We start from the raw sequence: 25,828 nt of genomic DNA on the forward strand, positions 1-25,828 counted from the left end.
TTTATATGAATATCATGCTGGTCTGCTCGGCAGGCATGTCAACGAGTATGTTAGTCCAAAAAATGCGGAAAGCCGCTGAAGAAAAAGGCCTTGAAGCCACCATTAATGCTACATCTGAAGCTGACTTAAGCAATCATTTAGATAAACTGGACGTCATCCTGATCGGACCTCAAGTCCGCTATCTATCTTCTAAAATCATTGAAAAGGCAGAGCCTTATCATATTAAGGTAGATGTCATCGATGGGATGCACTATGGAATGATGAATGGTGCGAAGGTGTTAGAGCAGGCAGAAGGGCTGTTGGGAAAATAATTGTTTCATGATTGAGAGTGACCTGGAACAGGTTACTCTTTTTTCATATTGAGGAACATGAAGAAAGTGCCCCCCCTATACAGGAGAACACTTCCAATCGATTACATTACTTCATAATCCGTCACATTACGTTCTACCACACGGGCTCCTTCCACACTCACGAGTGCACCATTGGAACTTCCAAACACATTGGTCGCGATCAGGTTATCCATCGCTGATTTCACCGCCACAGTATCAATCGGCTCGATTGGGTCATTGATGGTTAGTTTCGCCGGCTTCCCCGTTTCCGTTTGGAATTCCAGTTCTAATACTTTTGCCATGCTGCATCTACCTCCTTTCTTTTATAATATCGATCTACCCTTACTCGTTAATGTCGAAGCTTTGGACCTTCTCGATGTTGGACAATCCTTTTGATGAAAGACTAGCCAGCGATAAAGCTGCGCTGTTCATCTCATCCGCTGTTGCCAGTGCATTGATGTAGCTGTACGATTTATACACAAACTTAGGATTCCCTTTCTCGTCCAGGCCATCATTGTAAGCCAGTCGTATTCTCGTAGACTTTAAATTCGCTGTTGCCATGTGCCTCACCTCCTTTCACCCTTTATATAGGGAATAGGAAGAGCGAAGGACACCCCGTTTGAAAAAAAAGAGGGACGGACCTCCATTCCTAGTACCAGCTCCTAGGAATGGAGGTCCGTCCCTTGTTCTTAATAAAGTTTTCCTTGCCTGTATAGAACCGTCGATAGTTTCATGACGGAGTGGATGTAGCAGTTTTGGCGCAGTGGGAATGGATCGCCGAAGAATAGCGGCAGGACGGTGTCCATGGTTGATTTCATTTTGTCGTAGAGGAGGTTGAATACTTCTTCCTCTGTGTAGAACTGGGTTTCCCGTCCTTGCAGCCATTCAAAGTAGGAGACGATGACCCCTCCGGCATTGGCCAGGATATCGGGGATGATAATGACTCCTTTATCACTTAAATATTTATCCGCTTCCGTTGTGATTGGAGCATTGGCTCCTTCCACGATGATTCTTGCTTTCACTTTTTCCACGTTTTCCTTGTGTACCTGATCCTCTAACGCCGCTAACATCAGAACGTCCACATCCAGGTACAGAACCTCTTCACGACCACGGACCTCAGCCTTCACGCCGATTTCCTTCAGCTGTTCATCCTTCGTGGGAAGATCTCCTTTATTCTTCATCGTAAACTCAACCAATGCCGGAATATCAAGACCATCCGAGTTAAACAACGTAACATTCCGGTCACTCACCGCCACCACTTTATTCTGTAAATGAGTGGATTGATAGGCTTCAAGTGCCGCCACCGACCCTACATTCCCGAACCCCTGCACTGAAATCGTCAAGGGACGATCCTCAAAATCCAGAGCCGTTTTCGCAAAAACATTATCCGTCTTCGTCAATAGACTCTTCTGTTCCTTCACAAAATCATGAACGAGATAGCGGAATGTAAAGAAGACACCTTTTCCCGTCGCTTCCCTCCGGCCCAACGAACCGCCGTTCACAACGCTTTTTCCCGTAAAGCTCCCTCTATAAGGCATCCCCGGCCGGATACTCTTGTACTCAGCCATCATCCAGTCCATTTCACGTTCTCCCGATCCCATATCAGGCGCAGGAATGTCTTTATCGGGTCCAAGGACATCGCTGAAATATTGGACATACTTCCTCGCAATCAAATGAAGCTCCTTCTCGGAATACTCACGGGGATTCAGGATGATCCCGCCTTTTCCCCCACCGAATGGAACATCATGAAGGGCATTCTTCAACGTCATCAAAGAAGCCAGGTTCACGACTTCTTCCTCATTCACCGTTTCGTGAAAACGTATCCCTCCCTTATAAGGCCCGAGGGCATTATTGTGCTGAACACGGAAAGCGGGGATACGGACCACCTTCTCGTCCTCCAACGGAATCCGTAAATACGATTTATGTACGTGATTCGGTGTCGACAGAATGGAAGTCAAAGACGTAAACGCTTTCTTTCTTGTCTCACTTTTCACTTCAGGTAAAAAAGATTCGTCCTCTAATAAAGCATCCAATGACTTCTGAACAATATCTCTTGTTTGGCTGATCAAATCGGGTCCCTCCTATAAATGAATGAAAATATTGGTATCTACTATAATGTTACCCTTCTATCCCTGGATAAAAACGACTATTCTTAAACTCTCAAATCGGCCAATCTGATCAAACAGAAAAAACCACACCTTATCCAAAGGGTGTGGCCTTTCAATATCTACTTTTTCTGATAACTCTCTACCACCCATGATAAACCAACACTCCATTTTTCACCTGGAGTAACTCCCCCGAGTCCCCTTCCTCCACTTTATAAGGCTCACCACTCTGGATGACCGTCTCTACAATGGAAGCGAATTGGTCCCTTGTATATTTCTTGGATCGAAGTGACATCAAATCGATAAAGAGGTCTTTATATTCCACATCAGCTGCAGACACGAGAGAAATGGTCGCTATGATCTTTCTGCCTATAATGACGTGTGACATATCTGAGTTAGGAGTATAGTAGAAGCGCCCTCCGTACCTTTTCGCAATGTCGTCATATCCCTTTCCGATTTTATATATTTCGAAATCACGACTTAGCTTAAACGTATGTCCATTTGAATCAGTCATGGTGAATTCCATTGGGTATAGCTCGTCTTCAGGACTATCTTGGTTTGTATCTTCTTTTTCTTTCTCATCTGCAGAGGCACTTCTTACCTCGCCGCTGCTTACCTTTTCCTTTTCAAGACTCGCTTCTTCTTCAAGGCGCTTTTTGTTCTCCGCCTCTTCTTTCACCTGATCGAACGCATCTTTTGCCGACTCTATTTCTTCTTTCATCTCAGCAGTCGTCTGATTATCCGGCAAAATTGTAACCTGTTTCATCACTCTCTCTGCTTCTTGCCCGAAATCCTCTTCGTTTAAAGATTGTTCTTCTGCAATCGCTTTAAGGTTTTCGATTTCTTCTTGAACTTCCTTGTATTGACTAAAGGTTTGATCCATACGATTCACCTGTGTGGAATATTGATTAGTAAAAAACGCTCTAAGGGATTGGCTTTCAAGTTTGTCGAATGTCTTTAATTTATCTGCCAGTTCCTTTTTTATTGAAGCTACCTTATCGGCCATTTTTTCTTCTAAAGGACTTTTCTCCAGGAGACTGCGTATATCGTTTATATCCTGTTGAAGCTCATTTGCCACTGGAACGATTTGGTTATAATCCTCTATTTCTTTCATCATCGGAATTAAATGTTGACGCAGTTCCCTTTCCTTCTCTTCTCCACTTTTCAACATTTCCTTCTCAGCATTTTTCAGTGATACTTGAGCCGACTTTAGTTCTGACGGTTCAATCGTTTTTAGTAATCCGCCTTCTTCCGTTTCTTGCAGGTTCAATTCCATTTCTTCATAAACCGCTTGAATGTTCTCCTCTGCATCAGCGAATAACTGATTTGCTTTCTCTTTTTCTGTTTCGGAAATGACATATAACGTCAAGATTGAGAAAACCAACAATCCTACCGCTGCAGCGGCAATGCTTTTAAACCTGCCTTCTTTCCAGGCTTTCATCCGGGAAGCCGGAGAAGGCTCATGATGTAGGATGGCTGTATGAATCCGTTCTTTCGCCTCGTCATTTAATTGAAGCGGGGGAAGGTTTTTAGATAGATTGTCTTCATTATGATTCTTCATTTGTATATCCTCCTGTTATGGATTGAAGCTTTTTACACGTACGGTGATAGGTGATCCGAACTTTATTCTCCGTCCACCCAAGAATGGTGGCCGTTTCTTTTACATCAAAGCCATTTATTCCTTTTAAAACCACCACATCCCGATAATTAGATTTAAGCTTCTGAATAGTGGTTAGAAGTTCGCGACTTCCTTCATTCAGAAAATAAAGAGATTCCGGTGTTTCTAATGAAGCGGCTTCATGATTTATTGGGGAAAAAGATGTAATGGACCATTTATTCCTCTTCTTCTTTCTCAGTTCATCAAGGGCCAGATTCCTGGCAATGGAATATAACCATGTTTTCGGATTCGCTTTTCCCTCAAACGATTCCACGGAATTCAGTGCCCGAATGAATACTTCCTGAACAAGATCTTCCACATCAGTGGTACCCATTCGATATACCAAGAATGTATATATAGGATCACTGTAAAGCCGAAACCAATCTGCGACCAATCTATTGTTGGACATCCCATTCCCCCGCTTTTTTTCTTTTATATATTAGACGATATAGAAGTTGAAATCATTTCACTTTTTAGATTAAATTTCCAATCTCTTATAAAAAAACTTATCCTGCTGCATGAATGATTACATTCGGTGCAAGGCACTAAACCACCTATTAGTGCCTTGCACCCGTTTATCTAACCCCTTCAAAATAAAGGAAACCTTGACAACCATCCGCTATATACTATAATTGTATTATTTATATTCCGACTAAACTAATAAGATTTATAAGATAAGGATGATGACATGTTTATACAGATCAACCATCTCAATAAGCAATACCTCGATAAGTCAGGAAATCCAACCGATGTACTGAAGGAGATTAATCTCGGCATAGAAAAGGGTGAGTTTGTTTCAATCCTGGGGCCTTCGGGATGTGGAAAGTCTACCCTCCTCTCCATCGTGGCAGGACTGACCTCCTCTACTTCGGGAGAAATTCTTGTAGATGGAAATCCGATCAAAAAACCCGGAAAAGACCGGGGGATGGTTTTCCAGCAGGCAGCCTTATTCCCGTGGCTGAACGTGCGGGACAACGTGACATTCCCTCTCAAAAAAGAAATGTCTAAGAAAGTGGCACGGCAACAAGCAGCTAAATACTTACATATGGTCCAGCTGGGAAACTATCAGGATCATTACCCTCATGAGCTGTCAGGAGGGATGCAGCAACGGGTGGCCATTGCCCGGGCTCTCTCCATGAACCCGGAAATCCTTCTCATGGATGAACCATTCGGCGCGCTGGATGAACAGACCCGCTCCCGTCTTCACCATCAGCTTGAAACGATCTGGATGGAAACGAAGAAAACCGTCCTGTTCGTCACACACAGTATCTCGGAATCTATTAAACTCTCAGACCGGATCATCGTCATGGGTACCCGACCTGGTACGATATTGGCGGATATCAAAGTAGATCTTCCTCGTCCACGGGATGCTCATAAAGAAGAAATGGTAAAGATCGAAGAACATATTATGGGTTATTTGAAGAAGGAAATCGACAAAGTGATAAGTGAGGAATTGGCCTATGAACACAGCTCTTAAACGCATTATCTTTTTCGCCCTCATTATAGGCCTTTGGGAATCGGGATCACGATTCGGACTATGGACAGAAGTTGTCCTCCCCTCTCCCAGTTCCGTTTTCCAGGCCCTTTTTATAGGAATTGCAGATCAAACCTTGATCATTGACCTTATTGCGAGTTTCAAACGCTTATTCATCGGATTGGGGATTTCGCTCGTTATCGGAACCAGCATCGGCGTTCTTCTTGCCAAATCCAAAACAGCTGACGATACGCTGGGCTCATTACTGCTGGCATTCCAGAGTGTACCGAGTATCGTGTGGCTGCCTCTAGCCATCATGTGGTTCGGCCTCAATGAAAAAGCGGTGATTTTCGTCGTCATCCTTGGCGGCACATTCGTCATGGCCCTCAACATTCGAATGGGCATAAAAAACGTCTCCCCCCTCTTTTTAAAAGCAGCTCAAACCATGGGATCGAGAGGTTTGGACTTATTCATTCGAGTCATCTTCCCGGCATCGATCCCTTATGTGGTCACGGGTTCACGTCTTGCATGGGCATTCGCCTGGAGAGCTTTGATGGCAGGGGAACTGCTGAGCACCGGACCCGGCCTTGGATACACCCTCCGATACGCATCGGATTTCGGGGATATGAGCCTCGTCATTGCCGTGATGATCATCATTGGAGTCATCGGTGCCATCGTGGATCAGCTGATCTTCCAGCGTATTGAGAAATCAGTCATTACGCGTTGGGGATTGGAGTCATAAGCATAGTGGAGATTATACGGCAGGTACTCATTTCCTGCGTCATTAATAAAAAAACAGGAGGTTACAAAATGAAAAAAGCTTTTCTACTCTTAACGATTTTCTTTACTTTCCTAGGTGTTCTGGCAGGCTGCGGGACTGAAAAGAGTTCAGGCGGTAACGTAAGCGAGAAAGTCGTCATCGGCTATTTCCCTAATATTAACCACGTTCCAGCTATGGTGGCGAAGGACAAAGGATTTTATGAAAAGCAGCTGGGAGACGGTACAAAGATTGAATATAAAACCTTCCCCGATGGATCATCGTTTATGACCGCATTGAAAACAGGTGAAATTGATGCCGGTCTTGTCGGGCCAGGCCCAGCCATGAACAACTACATGACCGGTGCTGACGTGAAGATCATCGGTGGGGGATCCACTGGTGGAACGGTGGTTCTTGCAAGTAAAGAAAGCGGTGTGAAATCCGTCGCCGATTTTGCAGGCAAATCCTTCATCACCCCTGCGGTCGGGTGCACGCATGATGTGCAGGTCGAAACATTCCTTCAAGAACATGGGATTGAATCTCAACGTATCGGCGGGACCATGAAACACGTAACCGGAAATCCGGCACAATATGCGAGCATGCTGAAATCTGGTAAAGTCGACATCGCCGTTGCCCCGGAACCATGGGCAGCAGTGATTCAACAGGAAACAGGTGCAAATGTAATCATCGATCATGATGAAATTTCTTTCGGTGAAACACTACCTGCTTCAGTACTTGTAGCGTCTGGAAAATCTGTGAAAGAAAACCCTGACACCATCCAAAAAATCGTTGACGCCCATAAAGAAGCGACTTCTTTCATTAAAGAAAATCCTGAAGAAGCAAAAGAAATCACCATTAAAGACGTGAAAGACGTAACCGGTCAAGAACTAAGCAAAGAAGCCGTCGACCAGGCATGGGAACGCATCGGTTTCACTTACAAAGTGGACTCCGAGGCCGTTCAAGCATTTGCCGACTCATCCTATGAACTGAAATTCCTCAAAGAAAAACCGGAATTCACCGATCTAATTGACAAACAATTCATAGACTAACCTGACCAGGTCCGTCCCTCGCTGATTTGTAACCTGCGAGGGACGGACCTCTGTTTCAGAAGGAGGATGTTAAGTGAGAGTAAAGTCTATTATTGCTGCGATTGCCTTATCCCTTTTCTTGCTGGCTGGCTGCCAAGGTGAAAGTAGTGAAGAGTCTTTTCCCATGAAAGTAGAGGTCGGTGACTTGGTTGCTGTGGATCAGAATGGGGAGACCACGTCATTAGCGGATCTCAATAAAGGAAAGATTGTGATTGCTGATTTCATCTTTACAAATTGTGATACCGTTTGTCTCCCCATGACAGCGAATATGTCGAAGCTTCAAAAGAAGATAGCAGATGCGGGATTGGATGATGATGTACAGCTGGTTTCGATTAGTGTGGATCCTGAACATGATACTCCTGAGGTGTTGAAACAATATAGTGGACGATATGAAATGGATGATGAGAATTGGAGCTTTTTAACGGGATACTCCCGTGATGAGATTGAATCCTTCGCCAATGTTTCGTTTAAAACTCCTGCTGCTCAAGTAGAAGGATCGAATCAGTTTGTTCATGGAACGTCATTTTATTTAGTGAGTGAAGATGGGGTTTTGTTAAAGCAGTATGAAGGAGTGTCCAATCCTCCTTATGAAGAGATGATTGAGGATATTGAGAAGTTGAAATGACCTTTTCGATTGAGATCGAAGAGGTTTTTTATGTGGATCACGTCTGAAGTTTGTATGGAACTCTTTTTTAGCTTGCTTCTTTAGTTTATCGGCACCGTTTCCGGGAAAATTTGTGTGGAATAGTAGGATTATTTCATTTTGACTTTATAATTTATCCACTTTCACGGTAAATTAATCCCGATTTGAATTTTTTAATCCCCATTTCAAATAATTGATCCCTAAGTGGGAATAATCAATCCTGTATTTAAATAATTGATCCTGCTTGTCGAAAAATCTTTATGCTTAAATTCTTCCCTACTCTCCATCCTCTCTCCGATTGCCAAACCAAATTCCACCAAAACCCCATGCCTATCCACTCATTTAACTTTCACCATCACTCTCAAAGCAGGAAAAACCCCTCACCCTAACAAATACTACTCGTAAAGGGATATTTTTAAGGAGGGGGTTACCCATGCACACAGGGGAAATCATTCGATTTTATAGGGAAAAAGCAGGTCTCACTCAGTCTCAATTGGGGGAAGGGATATGTACAACGACGCATGTCAGTAAGATCGAGAGGGGTAAAACGGCTTATTCCGACGATATTATTTCACTGTTCTCAGAACGGCTGGGGATCGACATTCTTCACGAGATCAACTCCTCTAATCAAGTCGAAAAGCAGTTGCAACTATGGCACAATAGCATCATTATGAGGAGGATGAACCTCGTTGAACAAATGAAATCCGAACTTGAAAAGTCCCCGTTTCTCGAATCCTCGAAATATGGTGTCTATTACCACTTACTTAGGGCGAGGTACTACATCCTGCATAATAAAGATGACCTCTCTTCAAACATACTGGATTCCATCCAAAGGGGTTCAAGTCCTCTTACAGCCTTTGAGACCAATCTGTTTTATCACGTTCAAGGGCTTATTTATATTAGAGACACTACGGAAGAAAACCAGCAAAAAGCCGTACAAATCTTAAAGAAAATAAATATGGATGAATACAAAAATGAAGAATGCCATTATCATATATCCATTGCTTATCACTGCATCGGAAATAAAGTAATGTCCTACTTTCACGCCGGTAAATCCCTCAGTTATTTTAAAAAGACGAATAATTACTCCGGTGCAATCAAGGCTGAGTCCTTAATGCTCCTTCAGCTGAGCAGTGAGATGTATCTCGAATTTGAAGATCTGGTGGAAAGGTATGAGAGCCTGATTCAGGACAGCGATTCACTTGGGTATTTAGATCAAAAAGGGACTCTCTTAAATAACTTAGGGTACGAGTATTACAATCGTGAAGAATATGCCCTAGCCAAAAAATGCTTTAAAGAAGCGTTGGATCTAGCAAAAAAAGGTTCTATGTCATATTTGCGGCGATTATGTAATTATACGGATGCATGCATCGAAGGAAATCTCGTCCATTCTAAACAGATAAAGAAACACATCCAACGCGGTCTATCAGAGAGCAAAAGCGCAAACAGTACATTATTCATTACATTATTCGAACTTTTTTCTCTCCGTATAGACAACAAAATCGATGACTACTTCTCATATCTCGAAAACAAAGCACTGCCTTATTTTTTTGAAGCGAAGAATGTGCTGTTGATTGAGAGGTTTGGGAAAGTGCTCTATGAGTATTACGTAGAGTCCGAGGAGTATAAAAAGGCGGTTCAATTATCCACTCAATTAATGACATAGTGGATGAGAATTGCGGTGCCTGGCACTAAACCCAATAACGGTGCCTGGCACACCTGTCATTACAAGTGTACCAGGTACATCATGTGGGGGACGTGCCTGGTACAAAAACACCGATTCGTACCTGGTACAAAAACGGCGATTTGTACCTGGTACACATTCAATCCTCATTCTTCCTCACCCAAGAAAAACGTTCACCAGCTTCACCCATCCAAAAAACGAGATCCAAAGGGGTATACTGAATAACACACCCCAAAACAAACCTTCAAATAGACTTCCTTCTTTTTCTATCATCCTGCATCTCCCGACTTTATGTATTTTACTAGTCAGCTTTAACAGAAGAAGGAGTAGATATACCGTATGAATATCTACTAAAAAAACCTTCCACCAAAAGTGAAAGGCTTGCATTTATACCATCAATAATCAACTTCAGTGGAAATATCATCCCACATAATGGATAACGTTTGAGAAGAAACGCTTACACCGCAATTTTTCACAAAGTCAGTGTGGTTGACATAGGTTGGCTGACCAGACTTAACATCCCCACTTACAGAACCTTTCACAAATAACTTACCATTTACATGTATCTGACTGGCTTCTAGGTTACCGGCCACACACATTTTTGAGTTTTTACGAATGGATAAGTGTTTGGAAATAGAAGCGCCCCCCCCAACATACGTATAGGAATTGTCTTCTATATCCATATGCCCGTCAAGGCTCATGCTGCCTCCGACATATACCTTGGAACTGTCCAATCTTAGGTGTCCTCCAAAGCTCATCGCACCCTTTACTTCAAGGATCACGTTTGAAGCATTATTCATATTCTTCCCCAGTGACATGGATCCGTCAGAATGAATTTGTGTAGTGTTCATGTTATTGGCATTACCGTCCAGTATGAGTGCTCCGGTTGTATAAATAAGCTTGTCTTCCAAGTCATTATGATTTTGAGGATAGGATCCCGATCCCAGAACTAAAATTTCGTCGCAACGATCATAAATAATCGGTGGGTTTTTGCATTCCCCCCGTAGGTTTTCCGGTTTCCGGATTTGATTGAAATCTGGTAGTTCTTTTGAAGAGGTTGATCCGATTGTAATAGGTATCGTCATGGTCGTAAGTAAGATAGTTTCTTTACTTTCCGAACTTCCTAAGCTTTTAAAATGGATGAATAGTTCATTCTTTTGTTCATTAAGGTCACTAAAGTTCGTTAAATCATCATTTTTAGTGATTTGAAAATAAGAACCCAATTCTTCATCTTCTATCTCTACCTTTTCATTTTCCAGGGACCCTTCAACTTTCACCTTTAAATCTTCACTATTTGTTGCCCCCTCTACCTCTGTTTCTTTCAAGACATTCCTGATCTTACCTTCAAAATACTCCACGCCCATCTCCGCCAATGCAACCGATTGATAGTCCTTCTCTACTTCCTTATTTTGCTTCACACTGCTAAAGGATTGGCCCATGAAGGATAATGAAATCACCATAAAAACAACCATCATTAATAAGACGGTTACCAATGCATATCCTTTTTCGTTTTTTAGATCATTCACTATGGTTACTTCCCTTCAGTCTATATAAGGTTGTATCGATGACGAACTTATTGTTGGGATGGTGCTTATCTGTGATCGTGACGAGTAAAGGGTAATCGATCTTGCTTGGTTTGATGGGTTCTTCCGGGGCATTTTCCAGTGAAAAACACAGATCGTTATGATGAAACTCCTCTTCTTTTTCACTGTATTTCACTTTGATGGTACAATCCGGGTTTTCCAATTCATAGGATTCAGAAGTCTGATGAATCCTCGTCAACTTCATCGTTAAAATATTCGCTTCCTGCTGAATACTATTTTGTGAGACTGCCTTTTTCGTATAATTAATTCCCTGAAAGAAAACGTTCCACACAACTGCACCTATAATCGACAAAATCGTTAATGTAGCAAGGACTTCAACAAATGATAATCCCCGTTCGTTATGTATCAATGTAGAAGCCCCCTTAGTCATTTACCATCACGTATCCGTAGGTTTCACTTACTATTTTTTGATCTTCAACCACTTGAACGAGTAATTGATGAGCTTTTGTTGGGGATGGAGATTCCGCTGTATCCAAATCCGAGTGTTTATTGATCGTTACATTTACCTCAAATCCATCGATTGTGGAAGTGAAATAATGATAGTCATTGGGGTCTGTTCCTTCATTTTTTATGTAATGTGGGGGCGGTGTGTCAAGACTTCCCCTTTCCTTCCACGCAGCAAGTTCTCCCCTGGCCACGTTCACAGCCTTCATTTTCTCGCCATTATACGTATTCATCCTGCCCATCTGGGGAAAGAAATTCACAATTGTCAAGAGAACGATCGATAAGATCACCATCGACAAAAGCACTTCAAGTAACGTAATCCCTTTTTCATTTTGTGTCATGATCTCATCCAACCTCCTCTTCAACTGATTATATTTTCCTATATCGATTATATCATTCCCATTCTACTAATCACTCAATCATGTGTTAAAATCAACTAAAAAAAAAAAACGATGCCAATCTATCGGTGCCAGGCACAAAAACCACGTTGTGTGCCTGGCACCGATAGATTGCACCGATAAGCCGGTATTCCTTTAGATAACCAGATTGGATTCAACAGGAATACCGATCGTAAACGTCGTCCACTCATCGTTCGAATGACAACGAATTTCACCGCCATGCTTCTCAATCAACTTTTTACAGATATATAGACCGATTCCGGTTCCAAGATCTTTCGTCGTGTAAAAGGGTTCAAAGATGGCTTCGATGGTCTCCTCCTTAATCCGCGGGCCATTATTGGAGATCTCCAGTTTTGTCTTGCCTGCTTCTTCTTCACAGGAAACGATGATCTGACGGTGGCCTTCCACTTCTTGAAGAGCGTCAATCGAGTTCATGATCAGGTTAAGAAAAACCTGTCTAAGCTCATCCCTGTTCCCCAATACCCTGATGGCCGTATCACACTTAAAATCAATGGTTACATCGCCATCCAGAAGGCTGGGATACAAGAATTCAATGGTTTCTTCAAGATGGTCGGAAAGGATGATCTCTTCCCTTACACTCTCAATTAAATCTTTTCTCGACACATGTAGGAATTGAGAGATACGGTAATTCAATTGCTCAAGCTCATGCTGCATAATATCCAGATACGGTAAGTCAGGATAACCGTTCTGCAAGAGCTTGGTGAACCCGATGATGGAAGTGAGTGGGTTTCTAAATTCATGGACAAAGCTCGAACTCATCTGTCCCAGAATCGTCAGCCTTTCTTTATGGGTCTGGTCGATATACGACTCTTTTTCCTGGAGCTGCTGCTCTTTGATTTCCGTATATTTTCTGACGGCCAAGTAGGAAAAACGGTCGAATAACGCATTGATTTCTTCAAAGATGGGCTGTAATTCCCGGAGCTCGATCCCTGAATTACTTACCCATTTTATGATGATGCTTTTTCCTATATTCACGTTGTACACAAACTCACTGATATTGACGTTTGCGTTGACTCGTTCCAGTGCAGTCTTGTGTGCAAGATAAGTGATTTCTGCTTCACTTAAGGGCTTCTCGATCGCACGTTTCACTAATTGAAACATTTTCACCCCATTTTTCAACACTTCTTCTTTATATAAATCGTTTTCTGAAATAACGATGTCTTTTAGCCAATTATGTAAAAATTCATCTGAATGATCTTCCAGAAATTGTATCAGCGTGGTTGAAGCACTAGTCATTGAATGGCAGTCCCTTCATTCCGTTTATTGTCAAAATATTCGTTGATATCATCATAACAGAAAATAAGGGATAGGATGAGAGTCATTTGGTATTTTATTAGTTGGGGAATAATTGAAACAGATGAAAATAAAATAAGACCAATGAACACCCGAGGCGTCATTGGTCATTCTGATATTTCCTATAAACCGCTGAGCTCCTCTACCACTTTTTGAGAAACGGCACCTTCTCCCCCAAGTACAGTATAGTACCACGTTCCATTTTCTGAAATATATTTCCGTACAGGGTCAGGAACCTTATTTTTTTCTACCAGGATGATAGGTTCGTAGTATTTGGAGGCGAGTACAGAACCAGTCAGTGCATCGGCAAAGTTTTGACCGGTGGCAACGGTGATGATATCTCCGGGCATTTCAAGTTGTGTGGCGATGTTGACCGATGTTTCATAACGGTCTTTACCTGAAATCCGCACAGGATTCTTTGTAGCAAGTTGCTTTTGGACTCCGTCTGAAATGGCTGATTTTCCTCCTACGATGATTGTGTCCGTGACATTTTTCAGAGCTTCCTTCGTTTCATCTGCTAATGCATTAGCAGGACTTAACAGGATAGGTATTCCACTTGAAGCAGCATAAGGGGCAATGGATAAAGCATCAGGGAAATTGCCGCCGTAGGCAATGACTGCCTGATCGTAATACCCTAATTCTTTTGCAAGTTTCGCAGCCGTTTCATATCTGGTTTTCCCCCCGATTCGACGGACATCCAAGCCGTTATTCTGTAAGTCCTTTGCAACTTTAGCTGATATTGCACCCTCTCCTCCTAAAATAACAACCTTCTTAGCCCCTAATTCTTTTATTCGTTCTTTTACCTTACCATTTAAGCTATCCTTTGGATTTAATAGGATCGGTGCATCATTTTGATAAGCGAATGGGGCACCTGCCAAAGCGTCAGGGAATGTGGTGTCTCTTGCCAAAACAACCGTTTCAGCACCGTCAGGCCATCCTACCTTTGAAATTTCAATCGCGGTTTCATGCCGGTCGTTTCCGTAAATCCGATACACATTATCCACGGTTTCCTCTCCAGTGAATGCGGTCAATCCATACACTCCATCCCCGCCGAACATATTCAGGTCAGTGGCTGCAAGATAATAGGAACCTGGAGGAAGAGAATAATAGATCTGGAGATTGTCGCTACCATCTTCCAGCCATTCATCGGGATATACAGGCTCTCCTTCCTGGGTGAAAAGCAAATACCCCACATCATTGAGAGTCGTCAATGTCGTTCCGTAAATATACGTATCTTGCATTTCATCCATATCCAAGCTGTAAAAGTCCAAGTCTTCAGACCACCAAAAGGTGCCGAGTACGATGTCGTCGAGGCGGATGTAGTCAGCCTGGTAAGGGTAATCATTGGGTTCCAGTTCATACATTTCACCCATCAACTTCATTTCATCGGGCTTGTTTAATCCTTTCATCCTTTCTTTCAGCCTGGTGGTGAAGGTAGAGTCATCCAGTGTTGATGTAGATGGTTTCTTTGAGAGAGATTGAAGTTCTTCTTTAATTGTTGTGTAATCAAACGCACCAGCGGCAAACGACGGCGAAACACTCAAACAGAAGATCAATAGAATGACAAATAAACCGGTACTGATTTTCTCCATGACTCCAGCCCCTTCGGATTGAAAATATATGTAACGCTCAACATCGGTTTACAAACTTATATTATTTGAGAAAGCTGAATTCTAGACGTGAAAAAATTGGTTCCATTATTTTCTTATATATAATGGATAAGTGGAAAAAGGAATATTTTTAATACGCGATTTAGCATAAAAAGTGAGGTTTTGGAAAGAAAAGCAGTTGGGAATGAAGGATGGAAATATTGCAAATTAGATTATCAAACTATATCTTAGAAAATACGTTTTCTTGGTTTGTTGAGAAACTTCATAAATACTCGTTTTTTTTCTGTTTTAAAGATTTTTATCCCTACTAATTTTAATGGCGTCCATACTTCTTTCATATAATATCCGGACATTGTCATTCCTCCTAACAAAGTGATATATTAACATATATTTCCTACACTTCTATTATAGGATATATTTCAGAATAATCTATAAATTAAGAATAAATACTTATCGACAACTTTTTCAGAGAAGTGCATTACTATCAAAGGTTTTATTAAAACCGGCGGCTAATTAATTTTATTATTGTAAGGTTTATCTCTTCACATAATTCTAAGTACCCACAAAACTAATATTTATAACCTATTATTATCTAAATAATCTTCCCCATTATTCTTTAACTTTCGACAATAACTAGTTCATACTTATTACTTTGAAATCCGAAATGAATGAGAGGAAATAGTGTATTGCTCTAATATACCTATATCCACCTTCTCCTCCCGCCAATAAATACCTATTTATTCAGACTATTAAGATAATAGAAATGAATCATGTAATTATTTTCCACCCTCTCTATACTTGTACATAAGTTACTAAAGGAGGAAATAATTTGAAGAAAATACTAATCGCACCAATTATCCTTTCTACTACTCTCTTTTCTGCCGCCCTTCCGTCCAGCGATGCCCTTGCCGTCCAACCCCAGGAACACGCTGTAAATACAGCCTCAAAAGAATGGAATGAGATTGCCAATGTCCCTCTTTTTGTAAAAGAAAAGCAGGCAGTCAAACGCCTTGCAGTTAATTCTAATGATGCTCTTAACTATCTGGATCAACATAAAAGTAAAATTGGAATGAAGAATCCCAAAGCCAGTTTGAAAGTGAAGGAATCAAAAAAAGATGAGCTGGGGATGACCCACGTCCGCTTCCATCAAACAAAGAATGGACTGCCTGTTGATGGATCTGAAATCATTGTTCACTATAACAAAAACAGTGAAATCACAGCTGTGAATGGCTCTTACAATGAACAAGTGGAAACGAGCGAACTGAATACGTCTACGCTCGTTACCAGCGAAAAAGCGGTAGAAGCAGCGAAAGCCTCTGTTCATGCTCCAGAAAAAACAGAATACACTCCTACATCGGAACTCGTAATCTACCCGTTTGAAGGGAAAAATCATGTGGCCTATAAAGTGAATGTGAACTTCCTGGGAGAAGAGCCTGGAAACTGGTTTGTGTTCGTTGATGCGAAAAGTGGAAAAGTGGTGGATCAATACAATGGAATCATGCATTCCGAAGAGATCAAAACTCAAACAGGAACAGGAACAGGTGTATTGGGTGAACATCGTCTTCTACATATCTCACAAGTAAAGGAACCGCATTCAGGCACCGAATTCCAGATGGCGGATTATAGCCATGAGGATTTGGAGGGGATTTTAACGTACGATTATCCTTCAAGAGAGATATTCTCCAATAAGGATGCTTCATTTAAATCAGAGTACGATCGTCCTGCCGTGGACGCCCATTTTAACTCAGAGAAGGTGTATGAATATTATCTTAATGAGCATGACCGAAATTCCCTTGATGATGAAGGAATGGCGATCATTTCTTATGTTCATTATGGAACAAATTATAACAACGCCTTCTGGAACGGTCGCCAAATGACGTACGGTGACGGTGATGGAGAATTCATGGTTCCATTATCTGCCGGTCTTGACGTGGCCGCCCATGAAATGACTCATGGGGTCATTTCCAACTCCGCCAACCTTGTGTACCGCTTTCAACCAGGGGCGCTAAATGAAGCTTTCGCAGATATCTTCGGTGCATTGATCGATGACGAGAACTGGGAGCTCGGTGAAGACATCATGGCACCGGCTGCCAAAGCAGACGGCAGAGAATCTCTTCGCAGCTTAAGTGACCCAAGCAAATACCCGGTAGGAGCAAAATATGTAGAGTACGGAAATGGTGAAGGCAAATATCCATCGCACATGGATGAATTTTACGATCTTCCCCGTTCCTTGGATAACGGAGGTGTTCATATTAACTCGTCCATCATTAATCATGCCGCCTACCTCACGGCTCAGGATATTGGACGCGAAAAGCTCGGAAAAATTTATTACCGGGCATTGACGATTTATTTGACGCCTGTGTCTGATTTCAGTGATGCCCGTCAAGCGATCATTCAATCTGCTGTCGACTTGTATGGAGAAGGCAGTGCAGAGGCAGAAGCAGCTGCCGGTGGCTTTGATTCTGTGGGGATTATGGAGTAAAATAGGATATTAAAAAAGCATGAAGATCCATTCTTCATGCTTTTTTACGTTTCTCATAACCATTCAGGTAAGGAATTTTCTAGAAATACATTTTTCTCGAACTCCTCTGGAGACATTGGGTGACCAATCCCATATCCTTGCACCAAATCACAGTTACTAGTTTTCAAGAACAGGTATTCCTCCTGACTCTCCACCCCTTCTGCGGTTACGTTTAAGTGAAGGTGTTTTGCCATGGATATAGTGCTTCTTACAATGGCCTGGTGATCTTCATGAGAAGTAATTCCTCTAATGAAGGATCGATCGATTTTCAATGTATCTAAGGGATATTTCTTTAAGTAACTAAGAGATGAATAGCCCGTTCCAAAGTCATCCATAGATAAACTTACTCCTAACCTCTTTAGTTCCTGTAGTTTAAACACCATCACTTCTTGATCGCACATGGCAATGCTTTCTGTTACTTCTAAATCAATGTAAGCTGGATTAATACTGTATCTCTTGATACTTTCTTCTACTTTACCAACAAATGATTTGTCCAGAAGTTGTCTAATCGATATATTAACGCCTACTTTCAATGCTTTGTATCCCGCTTTTTGCCATTGCTGATTTTGTTTCAAAGCATGATCGAGTACCCATTGCCCAATAGGGATAATCAGCCCGGTTTCCTCAGCTATTGAAATGAATTCAGCTGGTGATACATTACCTAAGCTGCTACTTTCCCAGCGGATGAGTGCTTCCATTCCACATATCGATCCTGTCTTCACATTTAAGAGTGGCTGGTAAACAAGGTGAAATTCTTCCTTTTCGAGAGCATTGCGTAATTCTTTCTCAATAACCATTTTCCTATAAAACTGTTGATTCATTTCTTTGCTGAACAGTTGAAAGCTGTTCTTTTCTCGATCTTTAACATAATACATTGCTGTATCCGCATTTTTCATTAACGTTTTTGCATCTTCACCATCTTCTGGATACATGCTGATTCCGATACTGGGGGTAATATAGAATTCTTGATCCATGATTAGAAACTCTTCGCTAAATTGTTCAAGAAGGAGCTTGGCTGTTTTAGTCGCTTTTTCTCTTGAGAAATTAGGAAACAGTAAAGTGAATTCATCGCCACCCTGTCGATAGACCTTTGAATTAGACAGCTGATTTATTTCAAGGAATTTCTCTAATCGTCTTGAAACTTCTATTAATAGCAAATCTCCAAAATCATGACCCAAAGTATCATTAATATATTTAAACCTGTCCAAATCAATCAACATGATAGCAGCGCTGATGTTATGAGAAGTGTGATCTATTAAAACAGAGGTTAAATCCTCATTGAACAGTCTTCTGTTCGGTAAACCTGTTAATACGTCATGATTTGCTTGATGAATGAGTTCGTCTTCATGCTTTTTTCGCTGTGTAATATCTGTTGATACCCCCAGCAAAATGGTATCGTCCCCACTGACGATCGGAATTTTCGTCGTTTGCAGCCACCTGATATTCCCTTCTTTATCAGTGAAATATTCCTCGGGAATGGATACACCTTTTAACTCTGAAAGGATCGCTTTATCATTACGATAAATAGAAGCAGCCATTTCTTTATCAATTTGTATGTCGAAGTCCGTTTTCCCGAGCATTTCTTCTTTGGTTAAACCATAAAGCCCTGCATAGGATCCATTCACTAGAGAATACCGTCCATCTTTATCTTTTGCATAAATGTAATTAGGATTTAAATCAATTACTGTTCTTAGGAAAAGCCGTTGTTCATCAAGCTGTTTGTTCATATCTCTAACAATTCCAACATGCATTCGGTTCGAAAGAATTAAAATGGATATGGCAAACACCATGACTGATATGGCACTGGGAAGCAATCTGGATTCAGGAAACATATTTAAAATCCCTATTCCATACCCAACAGCTGTAGAGAGTAGAAAATGAAACAAAAATGACCGCAAAGCTGAATGATGTATTCTTTTAGAAATAAAGAATGAAAGGATCATACTTAATCCAAATAAAAACACATTCGTATGGAAGACCCATGATAATTCCCCGTATACAGGAAAATAAAATTCAAAGGATCCCTTTGGTTTTATTAGAATAAGTGTATCAATTCCATGCCTGCTCCAGCCTACTAAATAAACAATAAAACTCCAGACATAAAAGAAGATAACGCTATATTTATTCATCACAAAACGCCATTTACTCCTTTTAAAGCTTGGAAATTCTTCTTGATAAATGGTGTATGCCACATAATACAACGTTGGAGATACAAGGATGGATCCTATTCGAAATAATCTGAAATACAGATCGATGGTTTCCTGGGATAATACACCATAAGCAAACAATAAAGCTACATCCACCTGCCAAAAAGACGCTAATAGCAGGAATAGAAATAAGACTTTAGAAAGTTTACTTTTCTTGAACAATAAAAGAACAGTAATCCCAATACTAAGTGGAATAAGGGCGACTAGAAGTAAAAAAAGAAAAAACATATGAAGTAAACCCCCTATTTAGTAACGATGACACAAGCGTTATTCCCACTATTTCCATGAGTCGTAATACTTACAGTGCTTACTGGTTGATAGACGGTTTGGTACACAATCGGTAAGTCTTCAAATCCCTTCCCTCCTGTCTTAATTGTAGGAGGTATGAACCCATATTCAATAGAAAGTAAAGCAGAAATCATTTGTATGGCTCCCATCGCTGCAAAGGAGTGACCAGTCATTCCCTTTATGGATGTTAGCGGAACTGTGTTTGTCAATAGTTTTTTATGTATGATCCCTTCAATTCGATCATTGGTTTTGAGTCCCAGGGCTTGACTATTTACATAGCAAGGAACTGTATTCCCTAACGTTTCTTTATAAACAGAAAGCATCTCTTCTCCCGTTTCATCAGTATGCAAAATAGGCTTACCTTCATTCCTTGAGCATACTTTTTCAACTCTGCCATATATGGTTTTACCATGCTTTAGCGCTATCTCTTCAGTCTCTAATACCATAATCCCTGCACCTTCTGAAAGAACAAAACCTTGATGATCTGTTGAAAAAGGGACGCCTGTTTCATTGATATGTACACCGGAAGTAATGGCCCTGGTCTTAATAAATCCATTGATACTCCATTGTCCAAGTGGTGCATCTGTCCCACCAACTATACAAGCATCAACTTGTCCGGCTTCCAATAAGAGTTTTGCCAATAGAACCGCATCTAAACTTGCTGTGCACCCTGTGGTTATGGTAAAGGTCGGACCTCTTGTACCTATATGTTCCGCTACGGTAGCTGATAATGTATGTGAGTCAACAAGTGAGACTCCATGCAATGGATACTTCTTCATGTTCAGTGCGACTGAAGAATAGTGCTCCACTTCAAGAATGGCTCCAGCTGAAGTACCTATAATGATAGCAATTCTATGGGGGGCGCATGATAATCCAGCCATTTCAACAGCATCATTCGCAGCAGCTAATGCCATTCTTGTGGACCGGGGATACCTTGTATAATTTTTTTCTCTCAAAATCGCAAAATCATCTTCTATTAATCCGGCAATTACACTGGACTGATCTTTGCCTCTATTTTCAAGAACGGAGTGAGTGCATATACCGTTCCTTAATACCCTTTGAAAGTCTTCTTTACTTAATACACCTGGTGCCTTAATTCCGTACCCTGTTATCACAATGTTGTCCACTGAAATCATCCTTTAAATTAGTAGAAGACGGTGTTACTATAACACGTTACAATGCTTATTATATATGAGATAACTAGACATAACCTATCATTTCACGACAAATATCTAGGAAGATAGATACATTTCTTAAAGGTAAATATAAAGTTAAAACAGTGGATAACACGAGATGATTAGTTCTAGTCTTCTTATAAGGATTAAAAAGTTGAATTATATAGAAAAGCATGAAGATATTTCTTCATGCTTTTAAGAAAATGCATATTGCACCGTTATTAACTACTGCCCAAAATCAAACCGCTCTTCAAAATCAAAAGGTATCTGGAATTGATCACGTTCCCCCGTTAAATACGCCACATCAAAATACGTCTTCTGAGGCCTTGGCAGTTTATCCACCCATGGGGAGTAGGTTTTAAACCTAATCACCTTATCAGATTCATCGAATTCTGCAAATCTCATCCAGCCATTGCCACCGTGATAGCTTGACTGGTAGTCGACCAGCATTTGTAAAACCTGATTACCTGCTGCATTTTTTTTCACTCTGTGAGTGGAGCCTTGATGATGGCCATTGACCGTCATGAATACCTGGTTAAAAGGATGGACCAGTTCATCCCAAGCCAGTGTCCCCCTCTCTGTCTCAATGGGAGTGTCTCCCTCTATGTTGAGGATTTGATGAGAAAGAAGGATGGTTGGTGTTTTGGGATGTGCTTTTAGAACCTTTTTTGCCCATGGAATGTCCTCCTTCATATGTTCCATGTCGAGGGATAGGAATAAGTAATGATAGCTTCCCGCTTTAATGATGGAATACGAACTATATCCAGTAGGGGAAGCCCCTTTAAAATACGATTTGTCCTTAAAACGACCTGACCCATAATATTTAAGATAGGGATTTCCTTTACCGTAGTCATGATTCCCGGCAATCGTTACATACGGTACCTTCCCCTGGTCGAGGAGACCGACGCTTGTAGACGAGTGGACCCATTCCTCCAACGAATCGCTTTGATCGACCATGTCTCCTAAGAAAGCGGTCATGGCGAAATTCAACTTTTCATATTTCTTAGAAATCCATCTCATTTGTTCTTTGAAAATTTCTGGTTTAGAGCGTACCGTTTTTTGAGGATCAGGGACAAAAAGAAAGGAATAATTTTTCTTTTTTGTTCGTAAGGATTGATAGTGATTGGACCCGTTTTGGACGTGGTCACCCGCCTTTTGTTGGATAAGCCATTCTTCTTGTGGAAGAGCTCGATTGGCGATGCGTATTTCCTGTAAATTCCCCGAAAACAAGGCATCTGCTTTGTTCTCTTTTTCTGATGCCCCGATATTCCATCCCTTTCCTTTTGCAACATCAATCCCGAATATTTCAGCGTCAGTGGAGTGCCTGAAGTCAGCCACTCCATTTATATAGATGCTTGAATGTTTCCCATCATTAACGACCGCTACATGATACCAGTTTTCTACACTATCAAGGGCAAGGGACCAATCTGTCTCGCTGCGTTGAAGATTTAATGGCTGACTGGCCCACTGGACTTGTTTAAAATCGGAGACAGATAAGGTGGAGCGCCCGCCACCCCTTGACATAATGCCCATTCCACCGTGATCTTTAGGAGAGAACTGTTTCGGCAGTTTGAATAATACCTCGATGGTATATCCGTTTTTAAAGCGATTATGATTCAAAGGGGCATCCTTGTCGGTTTGAAAATATTGACCTCCGGCATCACTTTTTTTGTGATGAAACTGCAGAGTCTCCACCCCATCCTTTTGTTCGTAATCTTCTTCAGACCAGCGTACGGAAGGAATCTTTTGATTGGAGTCTTCCAGGTTGATTAACCGGAGATGATTCGCGTTCCCACTTACATCTCTCATCACCAGATCCTTTTCGGTGATGGTCCCGGATTGAATATAATCCTTTGAGAAGATCCAGTGGGCGGCAATGGCTGAAGAAGGACCTTTCTCTTCCATGTCCCGTCCGGAAATGACAGGAGGGAACAACACCCAAAGCAGAACCATCAAACCCGCAAGTCCCGTTATGAATAGCAGGTGTTTTTTGTCTAATCTCAATGTCGTCCCTCCTTTACAGGCGTTTTCTAGTTAGTATGGACCGTGTCGAATAATAGATGTATCGCATTGAAACAAAAAAAAAATCCTCTAATGAATCATCATTAGAAGATTTTATTCGAGCACTTCACTCACTGAGGTCCGTCCCTCTCATCAACCGGATTTTTTGACCAGGCTCCACTAATTCCAATAGTTCAAGGTCTTTCTCGAGAATGCTTCCGATCACGTTCACGGCAGGGTTTTTCTCCAGGTCATTTCGGACAATCTGCATTTCCCCTTTGTAGCGTCCATACAGAGCATTGTCCTGGGTGATGGTGCCTCGTGGTCTTTCTACGGTATTTGAAGGGGGAACATCGTGGCTCGCCCTTGTATCCAGCAATCGATACACATCTCTTCCCGGATCAGGTCGGAGCTGATATTGTCCTTCCATTTCAACGCCGCCCTCATATGAAAGCTCCAATACATTTTCTTGATCAACATCCGCTAGTTTACGAAGTAATTCCTGTGAACATCCGGGATCCCCAATGAATACACCCTGAACACCCCAGTACCTCAATTGTATGGCACTCACAAATGGGTTTTGATCACGATGATCTTCCAAAGTTGGGAGACCCTTGTATAACGGTCCTCTTTTTTCATCGTCACCCGGGATAAAGGCATAAACCGGAATATTTATAGCTTCAAACAGTCTTTGCTGTTTCATAAAGTAAGCCCGATCCAATCCCGTTTCAGGCTTGGGGTAGAAGTTATGCCACGCAATCATGCTTCCTGTTTCCAGTCCGCTGTCGATCCAATCTTTCAGTTCCCTTTCCTCGACGGTACTGGCATTGATGGCAATCTGGAAGTGATGGGATAACGCCACCATCTCTTCTGCCGTAAACCCATCATCCAGACGCAGTGCCGTCAAACCCAATCCTTTTAACTCTTCAAAGCTGTCTAACCCTAAAAAGGAAGGCGTGTTCTTTGAAACATCAGCAAACACTTCGAATCCTTCTCTTTGAAAAATGGATAACAGGTGACGGACATGCTCCCTGCTATACACCGACTCTTCAGGAATGTGAAGAGAAGTGAACGCAAGCTTGATACCTAATGAAGAAGCTCGAAGAATTCTCTCTTCGGCTCCTTCGTCAGATAAATAAACGGAGATCCCGATCATTCGAACTCACTCGCCATTTCGTCTTTAAAGCCAACCAGATACGTGATGGCAAATCCGGCTGCATAGGCAATTAAAAGTCCGATCGTGTAGTATAGAATTTCTCCTGCATTCACAAGGAAAATCAGGGGCAATCCTGATACACCGATCGCGAATGTCGCAACATCAAAGTACGCTTGGAATGCTCCGCCGAATCCGGCACCTATACAAGCTGTCAGGAATGGTCGGCCTAGTGGTAACGTCACACCAAAGATAAGCGGTTCACCAATTCCAAGCATCCCTGCCGGAAGAGCTCCGCCAATCGCTCTCTTCAACTTCTTCTTCTTCGTTTTCATGAAGATCGCGAAAGCCGCTCCAACTTGCCCTGCTCCACCCATTGCAAGGATCGGAAGAAGCGGGTCATCCCCGATCGTGTTGATCAGTTCCAAATGAACCGGTGTCAGTCCTTGATGCAACCCGGTTACGACGAGGGGCAGGAAGGTGGCACCAAGTACAAATCCAGCGACCAATCCACCCATTTCAATCAATGAAAGGAGTCCGTTCGTGATTAAATCTGAAATAAATCCACCTACCGGCATGAATACCGTGTATGTTAATAGTCCTGTGACAAGTAACGCAATGGTCGGTGTAACGATAATGTCCACAGCCTGGGGAATCACTTTGCGAACATTTTTCTCCACGAACGCCATGAAAATGGCTGCAATCAATACCCCGATCAATCCGCCCCGGCCTGGAAGCAGATTTTCACCAAATAGCGTGACATCACCAATGGCAGGGTTGATGATCAGAATACCCGCCAAGCCACCAAGTGCTGCAGATCCACCGAACTCCTTCGCCGCATTCATCCCGACAAGGATACCAAGGTAACCGAATAACCCACTTCCGATGATTGATAGCATCATCACAAGCTGTGACTCACCATTTAACCAGCCGGCTTGAACGAAGAACTTCGTAAATCCTGTAATCAATCCTGACGCAATCAACGCAGGAATCAGTGGAATGAAGATATTTGCCACTCGTCTCAGAAGTAATTTAAATGGTGTGCTGTTCTTCTTTTTCAAATCCGCTTTTTGCTCAGCGGCACGGGCTTTCAGATCAAGATCACCTGATCCGGATGCAACCAGTTTCCCGAATTCTTCCGTTACTTTATTGACCTTACCCGGCCCTAAAATGACCTGATACGTTTCGTCTTCTACAAATCCCAGTACTCCTTCAATTTTCTTGATGTTGGCTTTTTGCACCAGATCTTCGTTATACACTTTCACTCTCAGTCTGGTCATACAATTTTCATAACTTGCTATATTATCGGCACCGCCAAACTGCTCTAAAATGATGCCAGCTAATTCCTTATTCGTCATTGTTCACCTTCCCCTTTC

Annotated in this window: 23 protein-coding genes; 7 read left to right on the forward strand and 16 right to left on the reverse strand. The window is 41.9% G+C overall.

Going from position 1 to position 25,828, the window contains the following annotated elements:
- The first annotated feature begins 5 nt into the window (after positions 1 to 5).
- Positions 6 to 311 (forward strand): PTS sugar transporter subunit IIB, encoded by a 306-nt coding sequence (locus AAEM60_RS20805; protein ID WP_299742814.1) that lies wholly within the window; start codon positions 6 to 8, stop codon positions 309 to 311.
- A 101-nt stretch (positions 312 to 412) separates the two neighbouring features.
- Here the strand turns inward: AAEM60_RS20805 and AAEM60_RS20810 are convergent, their stop codons facing one another.
- The 5 genes from AAEM60_RS20810 to AAEM60_RS20830 form a co-directional block, all read right to left on the reverse strand.
- Entirely contained in the window at positions 413 to 631 is a 219-nt protein-coding gene (locus AAEM60_RS20810; protein WP_341357022.1) for a DUF2922 domain-containing protein, read from the reverse strand.
- 40 nt (positions 632 to 671) lie between these two features.
- Entirely contained in the window at positions 672 to 890 is a 219-nt protein-coding gene (locus AAEM60_RS20815; RefSeq protein WP_341357023.1) for a DUF1659 domain-containing protein, read from the reverse strand.
- 128 nt (positions 891 to 1,018) lie between these two features.
- Positions 1,019 to 2,398: a Glu/Leu/Phe/Val dehydrogenase gene (locus AAEM60_RS20820; protein WP_299742805.1), complete on the reverse strand. Its 1,380-nt coding sequence runs from the start codon at positions 2,396 to 2,398 to the stop codon at positions 1,019 to 1,021.
- Between the two features lie 178 nt (positions 2,399 to 2,576).
- Entirely contained in the window at positions 2,577 to 3,995 is a 1,419-nt protein-coding gene (locus tag AAEM60_RS20825; RefSeq protein ID WP_341357024.1) for a hypothetical protein, read from the reverse strand.
- Positions 3,982 to 4,500 carry an RNA polymerase sigma factor gene (locus AAEM60_RS20830; protein WP_341357025.1) on the reverse strand — a complete coding sequence of 173 codons (519 nt, stop codon included), beginning with the start codon at positions 4,498 to 4,500 and terminating at the stop codon, positions 3,982 to 3,984. Before AAEM60_RS20830 ends, AAEM60_RS20825 begins: the two co-directional genes overlap by 14 nt.
- Before the next feature lie 279 nt (positions 4,501 to 4,779).
- Here AAEM60_RS20830 and AAEM60_RS20835 point away from each other — a divergent pair, with 279 nt between their 5' ends.
- The 5 genes from AAEM60_RS20835 to AAEM60_RS20855 all read left to right on the forward strand — a co-directional run bounded on the left by AAEM60_RS20835 (position 4,780) and on the right by AAEM60_RS20855 (position 9,719).
- Positions 4,780 to 5,568, forward strand: coding sequence for an ABC transporter ATP-binding protein (locus tag AAEM60_RS20835; protein ID WP_299742796.1), 789 nt, complete (start codon positions 4,780 to 4,782; stop codon positions 5,566 to 5,568).
- Positions 5,552 to 6,307 carry an ABC transporter permease gene (locus AAEM60_RS20840; RefSeq protein WP_299742793.1) on the forward strand — a complete coding sequence of 252 codons (756 nt, stop codon included), beginning with the start codon at positions 5,552 to 5,554 and terminating at the stop codon, positions 6,305 to 6,307. Before AAEM60_RS20835 ends, AAEM60_RS20840 begins: the two co-directional genes overlap by 17 nt.
- Before the next feature lie 68 nt (positions 6,308 to 6,375).
- Positions 6,376 to 7,371, forward strand: a complete 996-nt coding sequence (locus tag AAEM60_RS20845; RefSeq protein ID WP_299742790.1) for an aliphatic sulfonate ABC transporter substrate-binding protein — start codon at positions 6,376 to 6,378, stop codon at positions 7,369 to 7,371.
- A gap of 73 nt (positions 7,372 to 7,444) precedes the next feature.
- Positions 7,445 to 8,035: an SCO family protein gene (locus AAEM60_RS20850; protein ID WP_341357026.1), complete on the forward strand. Its 591-nt coding sequence runs from the start codon at positions 7,445 to 7,447 to the stop codon at positions 8,033 to 8,035.
- Positions 8,036 to 8,486: 451 nt separating this feature from the next.
- Positions 8,487 to 9,719 (forward strand): helix-turn-helix domain-containing protein, encoded by a 1,233-nt coding sequence (locus AAEM60_RS20855; protein WP_341357027.1) that lies wholly within the window; start codon positions 8,487 to 8,489, stop codon positions 9,717 to 9,719.
- A 413-nt stretch (positions 9,720 to 10,132) separates the two neighbouring features.
- Here AAEM60_RS20855 and AAEM60_RS20860 read toward each other — a convergent pair whose 3' ends face one another.
- From AAEM60_RS20860 to AAEM60_RS20885, 6 genes are all read right to left on the reverse strand, one after another.
- Positions 10,133 to 11,263 carry a hypothetical protein gene (locus AAEM60_RS20860; RefSeq protein ID WP_341357028.1) on the reverse strand — a complete coding sequence of 377 codons (1,131 nt, stop codon included), beginning with the start codon at positions 11,261 to 11,263 and terminating at the stop codon, positions 10,133 to 10,135.
- Positions 11,256 to 11,690 carry a prepilin-type N-terminal cleavage/methylation domain-containing protein gene (locus tag AAEM60_RS20865; protein ID WP_299742778.1) on the reverse strand — a complete coding sequence of 145 codons (435 nt, stop codon included), beginning with the start codon at positions 11,688 to 11,690 and terminating at the stop codon, positions 11,256 to 11,258. Before AAEM60_RS20865 ends, AAEM60_RS20860 begins: the two co-directional genes overlap by 8 nt.
- A gap of 13 nt (positions 11,691 to 11,703) precedes the next feature.
- Entirely contained in the window at positions 11,704 to 12,126 is a 423-nt protein-coding gene (locus AAEM60_RS20870) for a prepilin-type N-terminal cleavage/methylation domain-containing protein (protein WP_341357029.1), read from the reverse strand.
- 192 nt (positions 12,127 to 12,318) lie between these two features.
- Positions 12,319 to 13,440, reverse strand: coding sequence for a HAMP domain-containing sensor histidine kinase (locus tag AAEM60_RS20875; protein ID WP_341357030.1), 1,122 nt, complete (start codon positions 13,438 to 13,440; stop codon positions 12,319 to 12,321).
- A gap of 179 nt (positions 13,441 to 13,619) precedes the next feature.
- A complete protein-coding gene (locus tag AAEM60_RS20880; RefSeq protein ID WP_341357031.1) occupies positions 13,620 to 15,089 on the reverse strand; it encodes a cell wall-binding repeat-containing protein in 1,470 nt (489 codons plus the stop codon).
- Positions 15,090 to 15,334: 245 nt separating this feature from the next.
- Positions 15,335 to 15,460, reverse strand: coding sequence for a hypothetical protein (locus AAEM60_RS20885; protein ID WP_299742766.1), 126 nt, complete (start codon positions 15,458 to 15,460; stop codon positions 15,335 to 15,337).
- A gap of 476 nt (positions 15,461 to 15,936) precedes the next feature.
- Here AAEM60_RS20885 and AAEM60_RS20890 point away from each other — a divergent pair, with 476 nt between their 5' ends.
- Positions 15,937 to 17,589 (forward strand): M4 family metallopeptidase, encoded by a 1,653-nt coding sequence (locus AAEM60_RS20890; protein ID WP_341357032.1) that lies wholly within the window; start codon positions 15,937 to 15,939, stop codon positions 17,587 to 17,589.
- 53 nt (positions 17,590 to 17,642) lie between these two features.
- On the opposite strand, the gene AAEM60_RS20895 is transcribed toward AAEM60_RS20890, so the two are convergent.
- From AAEM60_RS20895 to AAEM60_RS20915, 5 genes are all read right to left on the reverse strand, one after another.
- Positions 17,643 to 20,063 carry an EAL domain-containing protein gene (locus tag AAEM60_RS20895; RefSeq protein WP_299742761.1) on the reverse strand — a complete coding sequence of 807 codons (2,421 nt, stop codon included), beginning with the start codon at positions 20,061 to 20,063 and terminating at the stop codon, positions 17,643 to 17,645.
- 14 nt (positions 20,064 to 20,077) lie between these two features.
- Complete coding sequence (locus tag AAEM60_RS20900; protein ID WP_341357033.1) at positions 20,078 to 21,250, reverse strand: beta-ketoacyl synthase N-terminal-like domain-containing protein; 1,173 nt, start codon at positions 21,248 to 21,250, stop codon at positions 20,078 to 20,080.
- Between the two features lie 273 nt (positions 21,251 to 21,523).
- A complete protein-coding gene (locus AAEM60_RS20905; protein ID WP_299742755.1) occupies positions 21,524 to 23,302 on the reverse strand; it encodes a LamG-like jellyroll fold domain-containing protein in 1,779 nt (592 codons plus the stop codon).
- 124 nt (positions 23,303 to 23,426) lie between these two features.
- Positions 23,427 to 24,455 carry a MupG family TIM beta-alpha barrel fold protein gene (locus AAEM60_RS20910; RefSeq protein ID WP_341357034.1) on the reverse strand — a complete coding sequence of 343 codons (1,029 nt, stop codon included), beginning with the start codon at positions 24,453 to 24,455 and terminating at the stop codon, positions 23,427 to 23,429.
- Positions 24,452 to 25,810, reverse strand: a complete 1,359-nt coding sequence (locus AAEM60_RS20915; protein WP_299742749.1) for a PTS transporter subunit EIIC — start codon at positions 25,808 to 25,810, stop codon at positions 24,452 to 24,454. Before AAEM60_RS20915 ends, AAEM60_RS20910 begins: the two co-directional genes overlap by 4 nt.
- Positions 25,811 to 25,828: the final 18 nt, after the last annotated feature.

Source organism: Rossellomorea sp. y25 (genome assembly GCF_038049935.1).
Taxonomy (GTDB): domain Bacteria; phylum Bacillota; class Bacilli; order Bacillales; family Bacillaceae_B; genus Rossellomorea.

Bases quoted from the DNA above. Each gene is read 5' to 3' on its own strand.
- AAEM60_RS20805 (WP_299742814.1), top strand. From the start codon at position 6: ATGAATATCATGCTGGTCTGCTCGGCAGGCATGTCAACGAGTATGTTA.
- AAEM60_RS20810 (WP_341357022.1), bottom strand. From the start codon at position 631: ATGGCAAAAGTATTAGAACTGGAATTCCAAACGGAAACGGGGAAGCCG.
- AAEM60_RS20815 (WP_341357023.1), bottom strand. From the start codon at position 890: ATGGCAACAGCGAATTTAAAGTCTACGAGAATACGACTGGCTTACAAT.
- AAEM60_RS20825 (WP_341357024.1), bottom strand. From the start codon at position 3,995: ATGAAGAATCATAATGAAGACAATCTATCTAAAAACCTTCCCCCGCTT.
- AAEM60_RS20830 (WP_341357025.1), bottom strand. From the start codon at position 4,500: ATGTCCAACAATAGATTGGTCGCAGATTGGTTTCGGCTTTACAGTGAT.
- AAEM60_RS20835 (WP_299742796.1), top strand. From the start codon at position 4,780: ATGTTTATACAGATCAACCATCTCAATAAGCAATACCTCGATAAGTCA.
- AAEM60_RS20840 (WP_299742793.1), top strand. From the start codon at position 5,552: ATGAACACAGCTCTTAAACGCATTATCTTTTTCGCCCTCATTATAGGC.
- AAEM60_RS20845 (WP_299742790.1), top strand. From the start codon at position 6,376: ATGAAAAAAGCTTTTCTACTCTTAACGATTTTCTTTACTTTCCTAGGT.
- AAEM60_RS20855 (WP_341357027.1), top strand. From the start codon at position 8,487: ATGCACACAGGGGAAATCATTCGATTTTATAGGGAAAAAGCAGGTCTC.
- AAEM60_RS20870 (WP_341357029.1), bottom strand. From the start codon at position 12,126: ATGACACAAAATGAAAAAGGGATTACGTTACTTGAAGTGCTTTTGTCG.
- AAEM60_RS20875 (WP_341357030.1), bottom strand. From the start codon at position 13,440: ATGACTAGTGCTTCAACCACGCTGATACAATTTCTGGAAGATCATTCA.
- AAEM60_RS20880 (WP_341357031.1), bottom strand. From the start codon at position 15,089: ATGGAGAAAATCAGTACCGGTTTATTTGTCATTCTATTGATCTTCTGT.
- AAEM60_RS20885 (WP_299742766.1), bottom strand. From the start codon at position 15,460: ATGTCCGGATATTATATGAAAGAAGTATGGACGCCATTAAAATTAGTA.
- AAEM60_RS20895 (WP_299742761.1), bottom strand. From the start codon at position 20,063: ATGTTTTTTCTTTTTTTACTTCTAGTCGCCCTTATTCCACTTAGTATT.
- AAEM60_RS20910 (WP_341357034.1), bottom strand. From the start codon at position 24,455: ATGATCGGGATCTCCGTTTATTTATCTGACGAAGGAGCCGAAGAGAGA.
- AAEM60_RS20915 (WP_299742749.1), bottom strand. From the start codon at position 25,810: ATGACGAATAAGGAATTAGCTGGCATCATTTTAGAGCAGTTTGGCGGT.